This is a genomic window from Balneola sp. EhC07, from assembly GCF_001650905.1.
Lineage (GTDB): Bacteria > Bacteroidota > Rhodothermia > Balneolales > Balneolaceae > Balneola.
In genome coordinates, this window is the sequence record NZ_LXYG01000015.1 from 1 (window position 1) to 21,882 (window position 21,882).

A 21,882-nucleotide genomic window follows, 5' to 3' on the forward strand; every position below is an offset into this window, starting at 1 on the left:
TCTTCGATAGTTAGTAAGAAAGTACACATAGCCTTTGTTCATAGAAAGTAAGACTGTTTCAAGAGCAATTCCTTACAAAGATCCCGAAACAAGTTCGGGATGACCCTATATATAAAACCTGTAGGGGGAATTCATGAATTCCCCCTACAGGATTTGTTTGTGGTAACAGGGACAATTCATGAATTATCCATGCCATATTAATCGACCTAAATATGTTATTTCAATAAAGTCATCTGTTTGGATATCATACCAAAATCAGTTCTCAGCTGATAGATGTAAATTCCACTAGAAAGGTTGGAGGCATCAAACTGAACAGAATGGAAGCCCTGAGGCTTTGTGCCGGCAAATACAGTGGCTACTTTTCTTCCCAACATGTCATAAACCGTTATATCTACCTTGCTGTGCTGTGGTAATCCAAAAGTAATGTTAGTACTTGGGTTAAACGGATTCGGGTAATTCTGGTTCAATTTTATATCGGATGGAATATCTGCAAGAAGTTCTTCTTCATTAGAAGTTGCAAGCCCCATTTCAACGGCTCTAAGATCATCAAAAAGAATAAAACCTGTAGAAGGTTGACCCGGAGTATAAGTAAGTTGGTAGCTGTCTAGATACAGAGTGCCATTCAGCGTTCCGTTACCATTTACCCATGCCACAACAGGATCGTTTGCCATATCCCAGGAAATTAGTTTCCAGCCTAACCAGTCAACCGTATACCATTCACTGGCTTCAAGCTCTCCGTTACCGTCACGAACTACAAACCTGAATTTATTACCATTTCCGTCTCCAAATACATACGATTGAAGAATTCTGGAATTACTGAATTTAGGCGTTGTAGTTTGCCCTCTGTATTCGCGAATGAGGTGTTCAGTGTCGGAAGTTCTCCAGCCATAATTTATTCGCAGAGATTGTGTACTATTAGTAAGTAGGTTTACGATATCTGTTTCAATTTGCAAATTGGTTTCTTCAGCAACAATTCCGGCTGTACTTCCCGAAGCTGTTGGAGACCACCATGCACCGGCTCCACCGGAAATTTCATTTCTGGTTAAGCCTTCCATTTTGTCAACATCAACCTGGTTGTGAATTTCCTGGTCTGTGGTTGGGAATGTTCTGTTTATATCAGATCCAAGTGCATTGCCAACGGTATCACTTATAGACCCGCTTAGTTTTAGTATATAATTTGTACTCTTATCCAATCTTTGAGAAGGAAAGAAATTGATCACACTTTTTCCAAAAACTTCATAATACTTTACCGTTCCGGGAACAGAATATGTTCCTTTTTTGATCTCAATTGCGGAGCTCAGATTTGAATTATCCAGAAATTCATTGAATGAAGCAGAAGCTATTGGATTAAGTTCGTTTAACCGGGTATTAGTTGGTCTTATATCAGAAACGACCGGAGACTGTATATCAGCATTTCCGGTTTCAATATTTAGTACGAAAGAATCTCCACCAACACCATCACTATTACCATCTAATTGATGCATATAAGAAGACCGATCGATAGCAGTAGAATCAATTTTTAATACATAATTGCTTTCAAATTCAAGTTCGTTAGTAATGATCTCCATTCTGGAATCGGTTCTCCATATAAGTCTGATACTATCAGCAGGCATGAAGGAAAAAGCGTCTTCTACGGTTTCTTTAACCATTTTTCTACTGAATTGAAGTACGAGGTTTTCTCCGGGATTAACCAAAAGTGTGTCCGTTACATCAAGACCGGTGATAGAAGGAGGTGTAGCTGAAACTAAACTCACATCATGAAAAGTGAAATCATCTGTAAGAACATCCACAGTAGCTGTATCAGAATAAAAACCTTCTGCACTTACAATTACTTGCTGATCTCCATTAGATAGATCTTCCAGATAGTAGAATCCATTTTTAAGTTCTTCAGGATCAGAAGAATACTGATTAAACAAAGACTCAAAAGTATCGGTGGTATAGGATTGGCCATCAATAGATATAGTTGCACCATTCAGTGGTTCACCGTCATCATTGTCTGATATAACTCCGGTAGCAATTCCAACTACAGGTTGTTGATCTCGGACCCCAAAATACTCAAGGAAACTCCAGAATGCAGCTTGTGCTTCTAATCGTTTATATTCGGTATTTAAGTTTCTTTTTTGCTGAAAGGGAACAGTATGAAAACCACCTTCACTTAGTAGTGAAGCCATATTTGTAGTTCTATTCACAAATAACCACGGACCTTTAGTAGAGTGATTAGTTACAGAACCTCCCGTATAAAAATTTCGGTCTGCAAAATTACCAATGGTTGGAATTCTCATCGCATCAGTAAGTTCTACGATCAGTGCATCACCGTAGGCTTTACCACCATTCGGAGATTTTTCTACCGTACTACCGTTTGATCTCCATCCACCATAAAGGGTAAGTGTATAATTATTTGAAGTATTTGGAGCGTTACTATGAATTGAGTAATAAAAATCAGCTCCGGTAGCATTTGCAAGATCATCTCTTTGACCTAGATCAACGAATTGAGAATCATTTGTTCTTGCAATATAAACGGTATCAATGTCGGTTTGGGTAAGTAACATTTCCTGTAAAGCTAATCCAATCCTGAGTACTTTTTCAGGTTCAGAATACCCGTAAAGCCCTTGATTTTCTGTTTGGCTATGTCCGGGATCTATAAAGATGGAGACTCCATCAAGTCCGGTTACTTGCTGAGCTTTTGTTGATGTTGAAAAGCTGATAAAAACAATACTCAGCAGGGAATAGAGCGCGAATGATTTCATTATGTGTTTTACTGATCTAAAATTCATGGTTATTATTTCTCTTAAACTTACTACTGAATATTGATTACATAGACGGCGCCTTCATTCGGTACATCGAAAGCAATCTTAGAACCATCCGGTGACCAGTTGGGATTCTGCGCTATCAAACCGGATTGTTCGGTAAGGTTAACCTTTTCATTTCCATCAATACTGAAAGCAAACAGGTCACCTTTAGTGATGTTGTATCCATTGTCTTCGCTTACGGATGCTACCACGTATCTGCTGTCAGGTGACCAATCAGGTCGATTTGCTTTTCCCAGATCTACAAGATCAGAGCCATCCACATTCATTACGTACAGATTTCCTCCGTACACTTCAAAAGCGAGTTTTTGTCCATCAGGAGAAACTTCCAGATTTAAATATTGTGCATCATCAAAAGGAGAGATGTTTTCTGTAGAATTAGTCGGGACCTTTCCTTTCGCGATCTCATTACTTTTCAGAACATAAAAAGCTTGGCTTGGCTTAGACTTAAATTGTTGAGGCATTTCCATTCCGGAATCAAATGCTTCAATTTTGTCATTCTGAATGAGAACAACTTTTTCTCCGTATTGAGCCCATTTTGGTAACGCTTCCATGGTTGGACGAAAATCTGTGATTTGGTCGGGAGCGCTTCCATCCGTATGAAAAATGGCAATGGCATGGTTTCTTCGACGGTTTTCTACTGTATTAAGACGCGTTAAAATAGATCGAGAATCGTTAGACCAGGAAAAGCCATATCCGGCATCTGCATCAGTCAGTTGTTTCAGGTTTGAACCGTCAGCATTTGCAAGCCAGATACCAACATAGCGGTCTGCCGTTACAGCTATGGTATTACCATCAGGTGACCAGACCGGAGCCTGGAAGTTAACTCCATCTTGTTTCAACAGAATTTGAGGTTCCCCGACTGCTTGGGGTTGGGCTTGTACTTTAAAACTGACAAACGCAGTGATTAAAAGTAGAAATGCTATAGATGTAAATTTCTTGAATCTCATAGTTAAATAGTTTTTTTGTATGCTCTTAATGTATAATTACGAAGTTTATTTTAGTTCCTTTTACTCGGTAGTCGGATTTTCTTTTTTCTTACCGAAGTCGTTTTCAATTTTGATAAATGGGGTAACGATCATTACCGGAATGGCTGATATTAGTACCCAAATAAAGAATTGCTCATATCCTACTTGTTCCTGTATAAATCCTGAAACAGCACCTGATAACAGCATACCTAACGCCATTAAAGCAGTACAAAAAGCATAATGAGCAGTTTTGTGGCTTCCTTTAGCAACATAGATCATAAACATAAGGAAGGCTGCAAATCCAAAGCCATATCCAAATTTTTCAACTCCCACAAGTGTACTGATTGTTATAAATGATTCAGGTTGGTAATGGGCGAGAAACCAATACGCGACATTTGGGAGGTTGATAATAAATATCATTGGCCATAGCCATTTCTTCAATCCATGTCGGGAAATAACTATTCCACCAAGAATTCCACCAACTGTTAAAGCAAGTAGTCCAATAATTCCATTCACTACTCCAACTTCAGTTACTGATAAACCAAGTCCTCCTGCTTCTCTTGCATCCAAAAGAAAAGGTCCAGCCAATTTAACCAGTTGACCTTCACCTAATCTGTATAGTAAGATGAAAAGAATCGAAAGAATGATCTGTTCCTTCTTCATAAACTCAACAAAAGTATTTAGTACAGCTTTAACCTGAGATTCACCTTCAGATTTAACAGGAACATCTTCGTCAGGTTTTGGAAGTATAAATCCATGATATGCTGACATTACGATCATTAAAACGGCGACAATTGCCAGAATTGACGTCCATGAGAAGGTAGGGTCACTTGTTTTTGCAGCTATAACTCCTGCTAATACTATAAAAACACCTTCACCGCTCCACATAGCCAACCTAAAAAAGGTAGATCGAATCCCTACAAAGAAGGACTGCCGTTCTTCATTCAGAGCCAACATGTAAAAACCATCTGCGGCAATATCATGGGTAGAAGAACAGAATGCTACGACAAATAAAAATATGAGTGAAGTTTCGAAAAAGTTGGGAGTATTCAAGGTAATTGCCGCACCCGCAAAAGAAACACCTATCAAACCTTGCATTAAATACGTCCACCAACGTTTAGTTTTAAAAATATCAATGAAAGGACTCCAGGCAGGCTTAAAAACCCAAGGTGCAGATAACAAACTTGTATAAAGAGCAATTTCAGCGTTATCGATTCCAAGATCTTTATACATGATCACAGAAACTGTTACCACCATTATGTAGGGAATTCCCTGAGTGTAATAAAGTGTTGGAATCCAGGACCAGGGATTCTGTTTAAAAGTGGCAAGAGAACTCATAAATGGATTCCTTCTATTTTATTAATGTTACTTTCTGAATATCGGTAAAACTTCCTGTACTGTTTTCTGCTTTTACTTTTTATTAAACAAACTTCACAAGCACCAAAAAAGAGTTCCCGATCGATAGAATAAGTTTCTGAAAAATTTTTAGATTTTAGTCCAAATTCTTTAACAATAGAGCACATTTTGACCCAATTATTTGTTAGTATTGGATAAATAGATTTAGAAAAATTCATTGAGTTAGAATGATCGACAAAAACGATACGAATAAACATCTTTACGAGATTATTACTGAAGACCTTATTGAGAAAATTCTTGATGATCATTTTGGAAAAAGTGGAAGATTGCCTAATTATTTACAACTCACTGAGATGTATGATGTAAGTATGTCCACGATCAAAAAAGCAATGCAACTGCTTAATGATAAAGGATATCTGGTTAGTAGAGTTGGAAAAGGTACATTCATAAATAAAAAACATTTAAAATTTAATGAGGAGCAAAGACAACCTGCCAACAAGATCGTTTTTGCACTTATTAATTATAACGACGCTAATTTTTTTGACATCCTTACCGAAGTGGAAAAGTTGACCAAACAACTTGGAAAGGAATTGGAAGTTCATGTATCTGATAGTATCAATGCTCATGAGGAATTAATTTCTAAGCTTGTTTCAAACAAGGAAGTTGATGGATTGATATTAGGGACTTCCAGAAAATCTGTGTTCGGGGTAAAACTGTATAACAAGATCTTAAAGCAAGTTCCTGCTTTTTTCTGCCATGATATTTATGATTCAACGGTTCCAATTGTTACGATAGATAATTATAAAGTTGGTCGGTTAGCTGCCCAGGAGCTATTAAAGAAATCAGAGAAAAAGATCTGTATCGTTTTGGACGAAAATGGATATAAATCGGACGATCTAAAACTGGAAGGCTTCCTGGATGAACTTGAAGAGCAGGGAGCTAGCGGACGTTGCGTAGTAATCAGGAACTCTTTCAAAAATAAAGGATCCACATATGAAGATGGTTTCAATATTGGAATAGTTTTAGACTTCGCAAACTCAGAGATCGACGCCATTTTTGCCTCTAACGATGAAGTAGCCAGAGGCTTCAAAAATGCCTTGATCGAAAAGGGATATGCATTTCCACGCGATATTTCGATCCTGGGTTTTGGGAATGTAAAACAGACACTAGAACAAGATTCTTCTTTAGATACAATTGGTATTGATTCAAAAGAACTAGGAAAAGTTCTCTTTAACAATTTTAAAATCATATTTGAAGAAAGTGAATACAAAGTGCCGTCTAAAGTTTTAATTGAACCAAAATTGATTATAAGGTAAAAGAACTGGGATTAATCCAGTTCTTTCCACCTTACAAAAGCTTCCATCGCTTCGTACTCAGCAAGTCCTAGTTTGTCATATAGTTTTGCTGTTGTCTTTGTTCTGTCGTCGGCACGTTGCCAGAATTCTCTTTTATCAGTACCGGGAAATAAAGGTCTGTCTTTTTGCGACTGATGTTTAAATATCCCTGTTCTTTTACGATCCGTTTCTTCCGGACTTAATGGAACTGCCATTTCAATTTCTTCAATTCCCCATTCTTGCCAAGCACCTCTGTAAAGCCAGGTCCAACAGTCTTTCATCCAAGGCTCGTCTTTTAATTCTCTCAATGAGTCAAATACGGCATTTAAACAAACTCTGTGAGTTCCATGAGGATCAGAAAGATCTCCTGCAGCATAAATTTGATGAGGTTTTATTTTAGAAATAAGATCCTTGGTAATTTTTATATCCTCTGGTCCTATAGGATTTTTTCGAACTTTACCGGTTTCATAAAAGGGAAGATCCAGGAAATGAATATTTTCATCAGGTAAACCAACATAACGTGCAGTTGCTTTTGCTTCTCCACGTCTTATCATTCCCTTAATAGTTTTTACGCTTTCAGAATCAACTTGTCCGGGTTGCTTGTTTTCGATAGAGGTTCTTACTTCTTCATAAAGCTTACTTATCTCATCAGAACCAGAACCAAAGTTATTGTGATAATCCATAACAAAATCAGCAAAGCGTAAAGCTTCGTCATCAAAAACAGCGATATTTCCTGAAGTTTGATACGCTACATGAACTTCATGTCCCTGATCGGCAAGTCGAATAAAAGTACCTCCCATCGAGATGATGTCATCATCGGGATGAGGACTGAATATTAATACTCTTTTTGGAAACGGTGATTTTCGCTCCGGTCTGTAGGTGTCATCTTCATTTGGTTTACCACCAGGCCACCCGGTTATAGTATGCTGAACTTCGTTAAAGATCCTGATATTTACATTGTATGCACTTCCGATAGTGGTAAGAACATCATTCATGCCGTGTTCACTGTAATCTTCTTCCCGAAGCTTAAGTATTGGTTTTTCTAAAAAGAGACTTAACCAAACAACTGCTTTTCTGAGTGTGGCGTCATCCCAACCAATCGGGCCAACCAACCAAGGGGTTTTTACTCGTGTTAAATCAGCTGAAGAAGCTTCATCAAGTATTATTTCTACATTATCGTGTTGTTGTAGAAATGTTGCCGGAATATGAGGAGTTTGATCTCCTTCAACAGTTTTTTGGATAATGGAAGACTTTGACTCTCCCCAAGCCATCAAAAAGATTTTATCTGCATTCATAATAGTTCCAACACCCATTGTAATGGCACGTTTTGGAACGTTTTCAACACCGAAAAAACCGCTGGCTGCATCTAAAATGGTAAGACTGTCTAAGGCAATTAATCTTGTTTGAGATGTAATTGCTGATCCCGGTTCATTAAATCCAACATGACCGGTACGACCAATTCCGAGAACCTGAATATCAAGCCCACCTAGGCTGTTGATCTTATTCTCGTATTCCTTACAAAAAGTATAGATGTCTTCTCTTTCTAAGGTGCCGTCAGGTATATGAATATTTTCAGGCTTGATGTCAATATGATCGAATAAGTATTCCTTCATGAAATACACATAACTATGGATCGAATCAGGATCCATTGGGTAGTATTCATCAAGGTTAAAGGTTACTACGTTTTTAAAACTCAAACCTTCTTCACGGTGCATTCTTACCAATTCATCATATACCTGTGTAGGTGTTGAACCGGTAGCAAGGCCCAGAACAGCCTGTTCACCTTTCTTGGCTTTTTCTTTTATAAGATCTGCAATCTGATGTGCTACATGAATGGAAGCATCTTTTGCAGTAGAAAAAATTGAAGTTGGTATTTTTTCAAATTTCTGTGACTCAGGATTCGTACTAAATTGAGACATTTCTTTTTTTACAGTTTATTATTTGAGGGCATTTTCTGCCACTTTTAGACGGAACAGGAATAATAACGTTAACTCTGTTCAAAGTCACATTGAGAACATTGTGACCTTTCGGAATTTCAGAAGTTGGTTATCGATGATCTGTCAATGAATTCACTCTCAGGATCTCCTGAGTGATCAGGTCCGGATTTTCCCATGGAATAAAATGATTTATATCCTCGATTACCATCCTTGGGGATGTGTTAACAAGCATTTTTTTACCAAATAAGGCATTTTTATATGGAACTAGATTATCGTTCTTACCTTGTATGATGGATGTAGGTTGAGTGATAGAACTCCATAGCGGTATTAAATCTTCAAGCTCTTTTTTTAAAGCTATGATCTCTTCGTTAGTAGAATAAAGTATATCAGGTAATATCCATGAAAGCACTTTATAGTGTACAGGAATTTGAAACCATTTCGTTTTTTCAAGTTCAGGATCAATGGAAGCAGCTACAAAAATAATCCCGTCAATTTTATCGGGGTATTCAATCGCCATTTTTGCAATTACGGGACCTCCATAAGAATGTCCAACCAAAATGGACGAGGACGACTGTTCAATTTCAAGAACTCTATTAATAAGCTGCGCCTGTTTTTCTAACGAGCGTTCAGGTTTTCCAATTCCGGATTTACCAAATCCTGGACGGTCTACCGAAATAAGTCTGAATTTACTCAGAAGAACCGGGTTTCGCATAAAACTCAGAAAATTATCCCAAGAGCCCGGTGAACCGTGTACGAAAAGAACGGAAGGTTTTGAAGTGTCGCCAATTGCTACGTAATGAATTTCTCTGTCCTCAAAGGAGGCGATATTAGTTTCAGGCTTAAATGGAAGGCCAGAGAGCGCAGAGTTGATATCTTCATCACTCATCGAAAAATCGAGGTTATGAATATATATCAACGCAACGGCAATGAATAACCCAAATGATAGAAATGTCCACTTTAAAATTTTTCCAAATCTTTTCATATGCAAAATAATTATTGCAATAAGTTAATCATCACCAAAAGGAAAAGAGATAACATTTTGTAAACAAACAAAGTGAATGATCAAAAATTTCGATCAGTTTAATTCTATCAAGAAATCATTAGATATATTGATATCTTTGAGGGGCATAAATCTAACCGTGAATATAATTGAGTTATCAAAAGTTGAATAAGCAATCTAAAGAAACAAAACCCGGATTTTGGGATAGAGTAGGAATTGGCTTATCGGGTATTTGTGCAATTCATTGTTTGCTGGTGCCGGTTATTGTTGCACTAATACCATTATGGCCTGCTTTTGAGGAGTTTCATGAGTATACACACTTTATTTTCTTTATCGCTATTGCGCCTGCTGTATATTTGTCATTGAGAAAACGACATCGATCTCCCAAAATTACAATTCTACTGCTTTCCGGACTGTTTGTGATTTTTTTAGCTTGGTATTTCAATGAAACACTCGGTGAGTACGGTGAAGCCGGGATCACTTTAATTGGTAGCATACTCTTGATAACAGGACATTGGTTGAATTATAAATCCAAATCCACAATCAAAGATTAGTTAATCCATCAGCTAAACTGATCAGTGCTTGTTCTGGGGTAATATCAGTGTTTAAAATTCCCGACTTTTCACTAATCATTTGAAGCACAGAGAAAGCACATCCCCAGCTTAATGTAACTCCGGCACCTCCGTGACCATAGTTGTGAATTATTAATCTGTCGGGAGCATTTTCTGATTCTATTCGAAGACCATTCTTTTTATTCCGAACATATCGATAGGAGTACTGATATTCTTTCTCTCTAAACTCTGAGATTTCTATACCGAAAGTTTCTTTGATGATTTCTGAATTTAGAGATTCAATTTGTGGAGGAAATTGTTGTGAAAGTTCGTCTTCAGAAACCCAGTTACCTTGATTATCAAGAGTTCCTTTAAAGCGACTCCCACCAAGAATCCAGTCATGTTTACGGGGATAACAATACACATCTAAAGGAGTGCCGAAAGAGTCTGCATAAATATCAGGTCCGGCACTAAAATTATAAGAAACGGTATTTCCATTTGGCGATTTTAGATCAACGGTGTTGTTGATCTTTAGTAAGTGTCCTTTTAAAATTAATGGTTTGCTTTCTTCATCTATCAATTGAGCTGATCCAAGACCCGAACAATTTATAACGATATCTTCATTTATTGAGGCGTATGAATTAAGATCAACAGTTCCATATATAAAAGTCCCGTTATTTTGTAAAAAAATACGTATCAGTTGAGGGAAATAATCAGTCCAGTCAGCAAAAAAACAATTAAACTTCCATCCGCTTTTAATTGCAATATCAGGATGTTTTGGATGCCATTTTAAATCAGGTAGAGCTTCATAGCCGTTTATTAAATTAGGATAATCATCTATTGATTTCTCAAAAGCAAAAAGTTCATAATGTTCATGCTTGGTTAATCCTGAAAAAGAGATTTCATACAGTTTTGAAAAAAAAAGCTGACTCAGTTTAAAAATTTCATTTATATCAGGGTGGAAGACCGAATGAGGAATAATTGAAGCGGAGGGAAACTGACTTCCAAAATATGGGTTTTTAATTTCTTTTAAAGGGTGCTCGTTTGTATAAACGGATACTTCAAAACCATTTTGTTGTAACAACACGGCTGTTGTTATCCCGGAAATGCCCGCACCAATAACTGCTACTTTTTTTTTCATCTAAACTTTAAAAAAATATAATGCACAAAGGTAAAGAACTTTAGTAAGATTATTGTGGTAAATATGAGGTTTAGGTAACTTCTGTTAAGGACGAATGAATGTGATTAGAAAAGAAATTATTTATCTATTTATATTTTTTACAGCCTGTTTATGGGGTTGTGATTCTTTATCTCTTGATGAAAAAGTTGATGAATACCCGGTTATAATTGAAAGGTTAACTATTTCAGATCTTCAGGTATTAAACCAACAATATCACGAAAAAAATAACAATCTGATCTGTTCAACTCTCAATGAATATGGATTCACAGGTTATAGCAGAGTTCTTTTTCCTGATAATGTAAATCCATGTTTAAGCCGGAGTGAATTAAAGCAGGAAATCCCTTTCAGTAACGACCTTTTATATCTGGCAAAGGAAGTACTTAAAGAAAATGCTGAGTATACCGGTGTTGAAGTTATAGAAAGTTTGGTATTAGAGGATGTTACTTCATTAAATGGTTGTACAATTTGTGAAGGGGATATTAATAGTGTTCCGTTACAATGGAAGTTCACATTTCAACTTCAGGTAATTAATGATATAGAAGTAATGGACAGCGAGATTTTGGTTTATATGGATAAAAACGGTGTAAACAGAATCTGGGGTAACTGGTTCCCTGTAACAGATCCCGGCTTTGTTGAATTTGGTTCTGTTGCAGCTAAGGAAAAAGCTCTTGGTATGAAAGTGAGGTATGCAAATTCAAAGAATCAGATATTTGAACAGGAAATAGCTCAAGAACATTTATCCGGAGAGCCTGAATTGAAATTTGTTCCTATTGAAATTGAAGAAAGACTGGAGATCCATAAGGCATGGGTGTTCAACGTATTACAGGAGAATACTCAAGAGGTGAGATGGAATGTTTTTATAAGCACGGTTACTGGTGATGTTTTAAAGGTTAAATTATTGTAGAAGAGGTTAATAATTTTTGTACCTTAGCTTAAGGTTTCGAAATAAAGTTCGATAAGGGTTTTAAAAATCAGTTCAAATAAATGAGCAATAGTAAAAAAGTACTAATAGTGGAAGATGATATGATCATTTCCCTGGTAGTAGAAAATATGATTAAAGAGCTTGGCCATACTGTAGTTGGAAAAGCTGTTTCAGGTGAAGAAGCCATTGTTATTGCCAATAAAGAAAAACCTGATATTTTGCTTATGGATATCCGCTTGAAAGGCGAAATGGATGGTATTGAAACCGTGGCAAAGATAAAAGAAACTATAGATTCACAAGTAATTTATTTAACTGGAAATTCAGATCGCTTGAATTTTGAACGGGCAAAAGATACCGATTTTGCTGACCTTATCGTTAAGCCATTTACAATAAGTGACCTTGATAAGTCGCTAAAGCTAATTGCTTGATCATAAAAAAATTGCATCTTTTTAACTAAGCTTCCGTAACTGTTTTGGTAAATAAAAAGGGCGATTATGAGTACAAAATTCAGAAATTTAAAAAATGATCTTAAAGATCTTGAGGACGACACAGTTTCCCAGCTCAATCAGGGAACATTAAATAAGAATTCCAATTCAGGAAAACTTTCCAATTATATACTTCTTTTTGCTTTTATAGCTACCCTTGTATTCTATGTTGGTTCCAGAATCGATTATTCCGGGATTAATGAATTACCAGAGAGAATTGAACAGGCTATAAGTGAACCTAGTGAAGAATTGTTACAGGATTTGGGAACCTTGATGGCAGATATGGGGTACGGTGAACTTAGCAGAGAAGAACTAATAGATCTCAGAAGGGCGGGGGTTACTCCTACAGAAACTCAAAAATTGCACGATATTGGTTATACAGATATTACCTTAGATCAATTGGTTGAATTTCAAAATGCGAGAGTTAGTGCAGATTACGCCCGAATGATGAAAGAGCTTGGTTATTATCTGTCGATTGAGGAATTAGCAGAAACAAGAAGGGCGGGTGTTACCGCATACTTTACAAGCAGAATGATGGATTTGGGATATACAAAAGAGGAATTGACCAAAGAAAATCTAATGCGGATGAGCGGAGTGGAAGTGACGGATAGAACGGCTGCCCGGCTAATCGAACAAAGAGGAGAAAGACCAACAATCGATGAGTTAGTAAGATACAGGATCAGCAATCAATAGCTGAATATGTAGTATTAGTATTATTTAATGGAACTTACGAAGCCCTATATCCATTAAAGTATTATCTAACAACAACTAATACTAATTATGAAATTTTTTATATCTACGCTAACATTAGCAGTTTTATTGACATTTTCATCTCATACAAACGCCCAAACATCGGCTCCAACTAAAGACAGATCGGGAATTGGGCCAAAGATCGGGTATTACAAAGCTCCTGATGCTGATGATGGAACCATGTTTATTGGATTTCAGACAAGAACCCGTGGTGAAGTATTCGGATTTGAATTTGCCGCTGAGTACAGAGGAGAACAAAGCTATTCTACTACAAACGGCGATTTAACGATCAAGCAAATTCCGGTTACAGCTACATTATTAATGCATGTACCTTTAGCTTCTAATTTTCAACCTTATGGTCTTGCCGGTTTAGGGGCTTATTATACTTTTTATGACTACGACGGTGGATTCGTTTCTCCCGGTGATGACGCAGAATTCAACATTGGTTATCATTTAGGATTCGGACTTGATCTTCCTCTTAATGAAAGTGCCGGTTTAAATGTCGATTACAGATATTTATTTCTGGATGATCAGGGAGACGATCTTGACGATACTGAGTTTAGCGGTAATGTTATATCCGCAGGATTAACGTTTTATTTCTAAACTAGAAAAACCTTACTTTACAGATCCGGTATTCAATCAGAGTACCGGATTTTTTTATGCACTTAAATCTAATTATTGGAATGGCAGAGATTATCCTACCGGAAGTAGAACTGAATATTTATTCACCAAAAGCCCCTGTTGAAGCAACTATTGTAGAGAATTATGTTTGCACGGCAGAAAACAGCCCAAATATAGTTCGACATATTACTTTTGATATTTCGGGTACTGATTTAGTAGACAGGATCAGAGTTGGACAATCTGTTGGAGTACTTCCTCCCGGTGAGAATGAAAAAGGGCGTCCGCATAAATTACGTTTATATTCGGTTTCATCCCCTACAAAGGGAGAAGGAGGAAAATCACATCTGGTTTCCACTACTGTTAAAAGGTCTATAGATGAAATAGATGGCAAACTTTATCTGGGTGTTGCTTCAAATTATCTTTCTGACTTGAAGCCGGGGGATAAAGTTCAACTTACAGGACCAAGTGGAAAAAGATATTTGCTACCGGAAAATGCTCAGGATTTCAATTACGTATTTTTTGCTACCGGAACAGGAATAGCTCCTTTCAGAGGTATGATCATGGAATTGTTTGAGTCGGGCTATAAAGGTGATGTAGCTCTGGTTTTTGGTTGTGCTTACAGAACGGATATACTGTATCCGGATTTTATAAAGGAAATGACCGAGAAGCACTCTAATTTTCATTATTTGAGTTGTGTATCCAGAGAAGACAGACGTAGCGACGGAAGTAAATATTATGTTCAAAGTGTGATCAATGATCATGCTGATACTTTGAATCCAATTTTTGAAAAAGAAAATACGCTAATCTATATTTGTGGAATGAAGGGAATGGAAACGGGTATCTATCAGAATCTTGCACTTCAGGGGCATACAGAGTATTTGCAGGTAAGAGGAGATCTTGCAGAAATAGATCCTAAAGAATGGAGTTGGGAAGATCTTAAAAAGAATATTAAGCCTTCGGCCCGTACTTTTGAGGAAGTATATTAAGTGAAAGGTGAATAGTGAGCATTGAGTATTACTCTAGCTTATTTAAATTTGATACACCTCCTGAAACCACAAATTTCATAAAAGTAGCCGGATCTTTCTTGATTGGTTTCACATGAATTTTATCCACTATGTAAAGATTTCCGGAGAAATTGTATGAATGTGGGCAATACACCGCTACTTCGTCCTCTAGTCCAAGATCAGTAAGAGATTCCTGTGTTATAAAACCTAAACGTTTTACGCCCGGAACTCCGAAATCTACAACAACAGGAGCTGTAAATTTCTTTTTATCCCCAACAAAAGCTTCGGTAAGATCTCTTAATGAGCTATAAATAATACTCACCAAAGGGGTTCTGGTAAGAAGCTTCTCGAATAAATGAACAATGGGTTTTGTGAAAGCTCTTGTAAATACAAATCCGATAAGAGTGATGGCTATAAAGCCGGTAATTATCCCTAAGCCGGGAATATTATAATCGAACCAGCTGTAAAACAGATAATTGAGAGATTCATTAGCCCATCCAATTGCTATTGAAACCAAATAAATGGTGGCGCCAACAGGAAACACAATTAGCATTCCGCGGAAGAAAAAATTGAGAATAGTTTTCATAGCTGTCTGATAAGTTTAAAGTCGGAATAAATGTCGCCACTAATTCATAAAGCACAAAATGTTTATTTCAGGTTTTTAATTCAGACATTTCAATTAAATCTGTAAACATAAATCTAACATCGAGTGTGAAGCAGATTTTTTTTATCTTCACCATCTTAATTTTCAACCGATTTTTTAATTCAAATTGATGTCCACTAAGACTTCATCCCAAATACGTCAGGAATTCCTGGAATTTTTTAAAGAAAAGGATCACGCTATTGTAGAAAGCGCACCGGTAGCTCCTAAAAATGATCCAACATTATTGTTCACCAATGCAGGGATGAACCAGTTCAAACCAATATTTCTAGGGGAAGAGAAGACGCTTTCTCATGAAGGAAAGGAATGGAATCGCGCTGCAGATACCCAAAAATGTATTCGAGTAAGTGGGAAACACAATGATCTGGAAGAGGTTGGATACGACACCTATCATCATACTTTGTTTGAGATGTTGGGAAACTGGTCGTTTGGTGACTATTTCAAAAAAGAAGCCATTGGTTGGGCTTGGGAATTATTGGTTGATAAGTGGGGCTTAAATCCTGATCAATTATACGCTACTGTTTTTGGTGGCGATGATGAAGACAGACTTCCGGTTGATGAAGAAGCAATTGAACTTTGGAAAAGCGAAACTTCAATTGACCACGCTCATATTTTGAAATGCGGTAAGAAAGACAATTTCTGGGAAATGGGAGACACCGGACCATGTGGCCCATGTTCAGAAATCCATATTGATCTGAGATCAGAAGAAGAACGCAAAGAAGTTGATGGAGCTACTTTAGTAAACGCAGATGATCCCAGAGTGATGGAGATCTGGAATCTGGTATTTATTCAGTTTAATCGTCAGAAAGACGGTTCACTTCAACCATTACCGGATATGCATGTGGATACCGGAATGGGTTTCGAAAGAGTTTGCGCTGTCCTTCAGGGTAAGACTTCAAATTACGATTCTGATGTTTTTACACCGTTATTGAACACAATTTCTGAATTTGCAGGAATGAAGTACAGCAGTTCCGACAGTGAGAAAGATATCGCTATGAGAGTTATTGCTGATCATATTCGTGCTGTAGCTTTTTCTATTGCGGACGGTGCTTCTCCCGGAAATGATGGTCGTGGATATGTTATTCGAAGAATTCTAAGAAGAGCGATCAGATATGGTTGGGATAAATTAGGTTTCAAAGAACCATTTTTCTACAAACTGGTTGATGTTCTTGCTGATCAGTTCAAGGATGTATTCCCGGAAATGGAAGCTCAGAAAGAATATGTCATCAATGTGATCAAATCAGAAGAAAAAAGCTTCTTAAAAACATTAGGACAAGGAATCCAACTCTTTAAGGAAGTCTCAAAAGGAAAAGACGTTATTTCCGGTGACGACGCTTTTAAACTTCATGATACGTATGGATTCCCAATCGATCTTACTCAGCTAATGGCTAGAGAAGAAGACATCGAAGTTGATGTAGATCGATTTAACGAGTTGATGAAAAAACAGAAAGATCGCGCACGAGCAGCCGGTAAGTTTTCTGTTGATCAGAGTGGGGGTGGTGATTGGGTATTAGTTAATAGTAAAGAAGTCAGCGAGACTCACTTTGTTGGATATGATGACCTTAAAGTAGAAACAGAATTTACTTCGTTCAGAAAAGAAGGAAAGCGTTTTGCTTTCAAACTTGCTAAGACCCCATTTTATGCAGAGAGCGGTGGTCAGGTTGCTGATACAGGTTTAGTAACAAATGGAAATGAATACATTCATGTTATTGATGTACAAAAAGTAAATGGAGAGTTTGTTCATTACACAGAAAACCTTCCTGAAGACCTTTCAGGTGGTTGGCTTGCTCAGATTGATACATCCAGAAGAAAAGAAATTCAAAAACACCATTCAGCTACTCATTTAGTTCATGCAGTTTTAAGAGAAGAACTAGGCGATCATGTAGCTCAAAAAGGTTCTTTGGTAGATGATCATCATTTACGATTTGATTTCTCACACTTTGAAGCAGTTACGGATGAAGAACTCAAAGTGATCGAGCAAAGAGTTAACGAAAAAATTCAGGAAAATATCCCGTTAGATGAACAGAGAAGTGTTCCTATCGAAGAAGCTAAAGAAATGGGAGCGATGATGCTTTTCGGAGAGAAATACGGAGATGAAGTTAGGGTAATTACTTTTGATCCTGAATTTTCCAGAGAATTATGCGGTGGAACTCATGTACAAGCTACCGGCGAAATCGGTTACTTCAGATTTACTCAGGAAACTTCGGTAGCTGCAGGAGTGAGAAGAATCGAAGCTGTGTGCGGTAAAGCTGCAGATCAGATTTTGAGGAATGAACAATCACTTCTAAAAGAAATTAAAGGAGTAATTGGACAAAGCACCGATCTGGTTGCAGACATCAAGAAACTTCAGGAAGAAAAGAAAGCTTTAGAAAAAGAACTTTCTGCTCAGAATCTTCAGAACACCGGAGCTAAACTAACTGAATTATTTTCAAATCCGGAATCATTAGACGGAAATATCACACTTGTAAAAGGAGAAATTCCCGGCGCTGACATGGATGTGCTAAAGCAACTGGGTTACGATGCTTTGGAAAAATCTTCTTCAAATACAGTTACAGTTCTAGGTTCAAAAGATGAAGAAGAAGGAAAAGTATATCTGATGGTATCAGTCACTGATGATCTGATAAAAGAAAAAGGATTAAAGGCAGGAGCATTAGTTGGGCAACTTGGACGGTTAGTAGGTGGTGGCGGTGGTGGACAACCAAGTCTTGCTACTGCTGGTGGACGTCAACCTGAAAAGCTAGAAGAAGCACTATCTAAAGTGAATGAAATCATTTTAAATACCATTTAACACTTGTAGTCCAGAGAATTACGAAATCTTCCTAAAAATTGAATATATTCAAGCCCATTTTTGAAGGGTTAAGGTTATAAAAAACGAACTATGGCAAAAAAGAAAAGCGGTAATGTTGAATTTGCTCCAAGAGGTATTGGAGATGAAAAATCAGGTGCAGTACAGAAAGGGGTTGATCTTCCGGCTGCTACAAAATCAAAACATAAAGATCTGGGACTTTCAGCTGCAAAGCTAAAAGCGATGTATGAGCAAATGTATTTGCAGCGTCGTTTTGAAGAAAGAGCGATGCAGCAGTATCAAAAAGGAAAATTTGGCGGATTTCTTCACCTTTATATTGGTCAGGAAGCGATCTCGACCGGAACAACTTTTGCATTGAATGATGACGACGATATCATTACAGCATATCGTGACCATGGTTGGGGACTTTGCAGAGGAATTTCAGCAAACGAAGGAATGGCTGAACTTTTTGGTAAAGCAACAGGATGCTCCAGAGGTAAAGGCGGATCAATGCATTTCGCTAAAGCAGAAAATCATTTTTGGGGCGGTTACGGAATCGTTGGTGGACATATTCCAATTGGTGGTGGTCTTGCATTCGCTAATAAATATGAGCAGAATGGCCGAATTTCTACCTGCTTTTTTGGTGATGGAGCAGTAGATCAGGGAGCACTACACGAAACTTTTAATATTGCTCAACTTTGGAAACTTCCGGCAATTTTCGTTGTAGAAAATAACGGATATTCTATGGGAACAGCTGCCCGACGTCATACAGTTGCAGATATTGTGGACAGAGCTGATGGTTACGGAATGAAAAGTGCTGTGATCAACGGTATGGATGTGTTCTCTGTGTATGAGAAGATGAAAGAGATCGCTGATGATGTGCGCAAAAACTCAGAACCTTGGTTTGTTGAGATCAGAACGTACAGATATCGTGGACACTCAATGTCAGATCCTCAAAAGTACAGAACTAAAGAGGAATTGGAAGAATATCAGAAGAATGATCCGATCGAAAGATTGAAAACATATATTCTCGAAAATGACATCGCCAAAGAAGCGGCGCTTGAGAAGATCGAAGAAAAAGTAGAGCAGGAAGTATTAGATGCAGTCGAATTTGCAGATAATTCTGACTTCCCGAAAGATGAAGAGCTCTACGAGGATATGTTTGTAGAAGACGATCCATATTTCCATACCTAAAAAGAATTTCAAAGAATAGAATAATGGCTGAATTACAATTTAGAGAAGCAATAAAAGCTGCCATCGATGAAGAAATGGCAAAAGATGAGAAAGTCCTGATAATGGGTGAGGAAGTAGCTGAATACAACGGCGCTTACAAAACCACCGAAGGACTTCTCGATAAATACGGATATAAAAGAGTGATCGATACTCCAATTTCTGAGCTTGGCTTTGCCGGTATCGGAGTGGGAGCTGCTATGAACGGTTTGAGACCAATTGTAGAGTTCATGACGTTCAACTTTGCAGTATTAGCTGCTGATCAGATCATAAATCACGCTTCTAAGGTGAAGTACATGACCGGTGGACAAATTAATTGTCCGATCGTATTCAGAGGCCCTAACGCATCAGCAGGACAGTTAGGAGCTACGCATTCTGTTGCTTACGATTCCATGTACGCTCACTTCCCGGGTTTGAAAGTTATTTATACTTCCGAACCAGATGACGCAAAAGGATTGCTTAAATCTGCCATTCGCGATGATAATCCGGTTTTGTTTATGGAGTCAGAGCAAATGTACGGCTTGAAAGGAGAAGTATCTGATGAAGAAGATTACATTATCCCAATCGGGAAAGGAAAGATCAAACGGGAAGGCGAACATGTGACTTTAGTAGCTCACGGAAAAATGTATCACTTAGCAGTTCAGGCTGCTAAAGAGCTGGCAAAAGACGGTGTGGAATGTGAAATTATTGATCCGAGAACAGTAAAGCCTTTGGATCTTCCGCTGATCATTGAATCGATCAAGAAAACAAACAGATGCGTAATTCTGGATGAAGCTCATCCCTTTGGTGGATTGGCTGCTGAAGTTGGATTCTTAATTCAACGCGAAGCTTTTGATTATTTGGATGCACCGGTACAGCGTGTAACACTTCCTGATGTTTGTGCACCATTTGCTAAAAACCTTTTTGATCTTTGGTATCCTTCTGTTAAGCAGGTTGTAGATGCTGTGAATCAAGTTACTTACAGAAATTAATAAACTCACTAACTCGAAGAAATTATGGCTATTAAGATAGAAATGCCGAAGCTGAGCGACACTATGGAAGAAGGTGTGATCGCTAAATGGAATGTTAAAGAAGGCGACAAGATTTCTGCCGGTGATATCATCGCTGAAGTTGAAACTGATAAAGCCACGATGGATGTGGAAGCTTTTGATGACGGAACGCTTTTAAAGATCATTCCTCAGGAAGGAGATGCGGTGCCTTTAGGTGGACTTATCGCTGTGATCGGTGAAGAAGGTGAAGATATTTCTGATATTCTTGACGGAGCAGGAGGGAGCGGAAGTTCTGAAAGTTCTTCGTCTGATGATTCTGACAAAAAAGAAGAAAAAAAGTCTGAAGAATCTAAAGAGGATAAATCAGAGGAGAAAACAGAAACTAAAGAGACTTCATCCGAATCTGATAACGGAAGAGTAAAAGCTTCTCCATTAGCCAAAAAAATGGCTGAAGATAAAGGAATTGATCTCACTTCAGTTCAGGGCTCAGGTCCTGATGGCAGAGTTGTTAAGAAAGATATTGAAGATTATAAAGGTGGAAGTAGTTTGTCTAAACCATCGAGCTCTTCAACTGCATCTAAATCTTTCGAGAGTTTAGAAAGCAAAGAAGTGAAAGTTTCTCAAATGAGAAAAGTGATTGCTCGCAGACTTTCTGAAAGCAAATTCACCAATCCACATTTCTATGAAACTATAGACATTGACATGAAGGCTGCAATGGCAGCTCGTTCTTCAATGAATGAAGCGAATGATGTGAAGATCAGTTTCAACGATATCGTAGTGAAAGCTTGTGCGATCGCTCTAACGCGTCACCAGGCAATTAACAGTTCGTGGCATGACGATGTGATCAAAGAGCACGGAGACGTTCATGTAGCGGTCGCTGTAGCTATTGATGAAGGTTTAATGACTCCTGTTATTACTCATGCGGATAAGAAAGGCTTGTCAGAGATTTCATCCGAAACCAGAGAATTAGCCGGATTAGCAAGAGATCGTAAACTACAACCCGAACAAATGGAAGGAAGCACTTTCACTATCTCTAATTTGGGAATGTTTGGCATAGAAGAGTTTACAGCTATTATTAATCCACCAAATGCTTGTATACTTGCTGTTGGAGCTATCCGTGATGTTCCTGTGGTAGAAAACGGTGCAGTAGTTCCGGGTAAGCGTATGAAGATCACTCTTTCAAGTGATCATAGAATTGTTGATGGAGCCAAAGCAGCTCAATTCTTAAATACAGTTAAGAATTTACTGGAAAACCCATTATCAATGCTGCTCTAAAGCACGTTTATTTTAATTCTGAATTTA

At 37.7% G+C, this 21,882-nt stretch carries 18 protein-coding genes; 11 read left to right on the plus strand and 7 right to left on the minus strand.

The genetic code is table 11. The annotated features are described in order from the left end of the window. Window positions 1–215: 215 nt before the first annotated feature. Genes A8B79_RS15945 through A8B79_RS06720 form a run of 3 tightly spaced genes read right to left on the minus strand, consistent with a single transcriptional unit; the run spans window position 216 to window position 5,113 of the window. On the minus strand, window positions 216–2,747 hold the full coding sequence (locus A8B79_RS15945; RefSeq protein ID WP_161485147.1) for an N-acetylmuramoyl-L-alanine amidase: 2,532 nt from the start codon (window positions 2,745–2,747) through the stop codon (window positions 216–218). A gap of 50 nt (window positions 2,748–2,797) precedes the next feature. Continuing rightward, window positions 2,798–3,757 carry a PD40 domain-containing protein gene (locus A8B79_RS06715; protein WP_066219938.1) on the minus strand — a complete coding sequence of 320 codons (960 nt, stop codon included), beginning with the start codon at window positions 3,755–3,757 and terminating at the stop codon, window positions 2,798–2,800. Between the two features lie 60 nt (window positions 3,758–3,817). Then, window positions 3,818–5,113: an MFS transporter gene (locus tag A8B79_RS06720; protein WP_066219940.1), complete on the minus strand. Its 1,296-nt coding sequence runs from the start codon at window positions 5,111–5,113 to the stop codon at window positions 3,818–3,820. 245 nt (window positions 5,114–5,358) lie between these two features. On the opposite strand from A8B79_RS06720, the gene A8B79_RS06730 reads away from it, so the two are divergent. Then, window positions 5,359–6,447 carry a GntR family transcriptional regulator gene (locus A8B79_RS06730; RefSeq protein WP_066219945.1) on the plus strand — a complete coding sequence of 363 codons (1,089 nt, stop codon included), beginning with the start codon at window positions 5,359–5,361 and terminating at the stop codon, window positions 6,445–6,447. An 11-nt stretch (window positions 6,448–6,458) separates the two neighbouring features. On the opposite strand, the gene nagB is transcribed toward A8B79_RS06730, so the two are convergent. Together nagB and A8B79_RS06740 are read right to left on the minus strand one after the other, a co-directional pair. Continuing rightward, on the minus strand, window positions 6,459–8,384 hold the full coding sequence (gene nagB / locus A8B79_RS06735; RefSeq protein ID WP_066219950.1) for a glucosamine-6-phosphate deaminase: 1,926 nt from the start codon (window positions 8,382–8,384) through the stop codon (window positions 6,459–6,461). Between the two features lie 127 nt (window positions 8,385–8,511). Then, window positions 8,512–9,384 carry an alpha/beta fold hydrolase gene (locus A8B79_RS06740; RefSeq protein ID WP_066219953.1) on the minus strand — a complete coding sequence of 291 codons (873 nt, stop codon included), beginning with the start codon at window positions 9,382–9,384 and terminating at the stop codon, window positions 8,512–8,514. A gap of 167 nt (window positions 9,385–9,551) precedes the next feature. Between A8B79_RS06740 and A8B79_RS06745 the strand changes: the two genes are divergently transcribed. Continuing rightward, window positions 9,552–9,956, plus strand: coding sequence for a MerC domain-containing protein (locus A8B79_RS06745; RefSeq protein ID WP_082894092.1), 405 nt, complete (start codon window positions 9,552–9,554; stop codon window positions 9,954–9,956). Here A8B79_RS06745 and A8B79_RS06750 read toward each other — a convergent pair. Further along, complete coding sequence (locus tag A8B79_RS06750) at window positions 9,946–11,094, minus strand: FAD-dependent oxidoreductase (RefSeq protein WP_066219961.1); 1,149 nt, start codon at window positions 11,092–11,094, stop codon at window positions 9,946–9,948. The genes A8B79_RS06745 and A8B79_RS06750 overlap by 11 nt on opposite strands. Window positions 11,095–11,188: 94 nt before the next feature. Between A8B79_RS06750 and A8B79_RS06755 the strand changes: the two genes are divergently transcribed. The 5 genes from A8B79_RS06755 to A8B79_RS06775 all read left to right on the plus strand — a co-directional run bounded on the left by A8B79_RS06755 (window position 11,189) and on the right by A8B79_RS06775 (window position 14,897). Beyond that, window positions 11,189–12,037 carry a hypothetical protein gene (locus tag A8B79_RS06755; RefSeq protein ID WP_066219964.1) on the plus strand — a complete coding sequence of 283 codons (849 nt, stop codon included), beginning with the start codon at window positions 11,189–11,191 and terminating at the stop codon, window positions 12,035–12,037. An 80-nt stretch (window positions 12,038–12,117) separates the two neighbouring features. Next, window positions 12,118–12,483 (plus strand): response regulator, encoded by a 366-nt coding sequence (locus tag A8B79_RS06760; protein ID WP_066219966.1) that lies wholly within the window; start codon window positions 12,118–12,120, stop codon window positions 12,481–12,483. 66 nt (window positions 12,484–12,549) lie between these two features. Continuing rightward, the gene (locus A8B79_RS06765) at window positions 12,550–13,233 is read left to right on the plus strand and encodes a hypothetical protein (RefSeq protein ID WP_066219972.1); all 684 of its coding nucleotides are present in this window, start codon (window positions 12,550–12,552) and stop codon (window positions 13,231–13,233) included. Window positions 13,234–13,320: 87 nt separating this feature from the next. Next, window positions 13,321–13,893 carry an outer membrane protein gene (locus A8B79_RS06770; protein WP_066219977.1) on the plus strand — a complete coding sequence of 191 codons (573 nt, stop codon included), beginning with the start codon at window positions 13,321–13,323 and terminating at the stop codon, window positions 13,891–13,893. 80 nt (window positions 13,894–13,973) lie between these two features. Further along, window positions 13,974–14,897 carry an FAD-binding oxidoreductase gene (locus A8B79_RS06775; RefSeq protein WP_066219980.1) on the plus strand — a complete coding sequence of 308 codons (924 nt, stop codon included), beginning with the start codon at window positions 13,974–13,976 and terminating at the stop codon, window positions 14,895–14,897. A 28-nt stretch (window positions 14,898–14,925) separates the two neighbouring features. Here the strand turns inward: A8B79_RS06775 and A8B79_RS06780 are convergent, their stop codons facing one another. Then, entirely contained in the window at window positions 14,926–15,501 is a 576-nt protein-coding gene (locus tag A8B79_RS06780) for a DUF502 domain-containing protein (protein WP_066219983.1), read from the minus strand. 187 nt (window positions 15,502–15,688) lie between these two features. Here A8B79_RS06780 and alaS point away from each other — a divergent pair, with 187 nt between their 5' ends. The 4 genes from alaS to A8B79_RS06800 all read left to right on the plus strand — a co-directional run bounded on the left by alaS (window position 15,689) and on the right by A8B79_RS06800 (window position 21,855). Then, on the plus strand, window positions 15,689–18,364 hold the full coding sequence (alaS, locus tag A8B79_RS06785; protein ID WP_066219986.1) for an alanine--tRNA ligase: 2,676 nt from the start codon (window positions 15,689–15,691) through the stop codon (window positions 18,362–18,364). Between the two features lie 90 nt (window positions 18,365–18,454). Next, entirely contained in the window at window positions 18,455–19,555 is a 1,101-nt protein-coding gene (gene pdhA, locus A8B79_RS06790; protein WP_082894093.1) for a pyruvate dehydrogenase (acetyl-transferring) E1 component subunit alpha, read from the plus strand. 20 nt (window positions 19,556–19,575) lie between these two features. Next, entirely contained in the window at window positions 19,576–20,562 is a 987-nt protein-coding gene (locus tag A8B79_RS06795; RefSeq protein ID WP_268872933.1) for a pyruvate dehydrogenase complex E1 component subunit beta, read from the plus strand. A 24-nt stretch (window positions 20,563–20,586) separates the two neighbouring features. Next, entirely contained in the window at window positions 20,587–21,855 is a 1,269-nt protein-coding gene (locus tag A8B79_RS06800) for a pyruvate dehydrogenase complex dihydrolipoamide acetyltransferase (RefSeq protein WP_066219992.1), read from the plus strand. The last annotated feature ends 27 nt before the right edge of the window (window positions 21,856–21,882 follow it).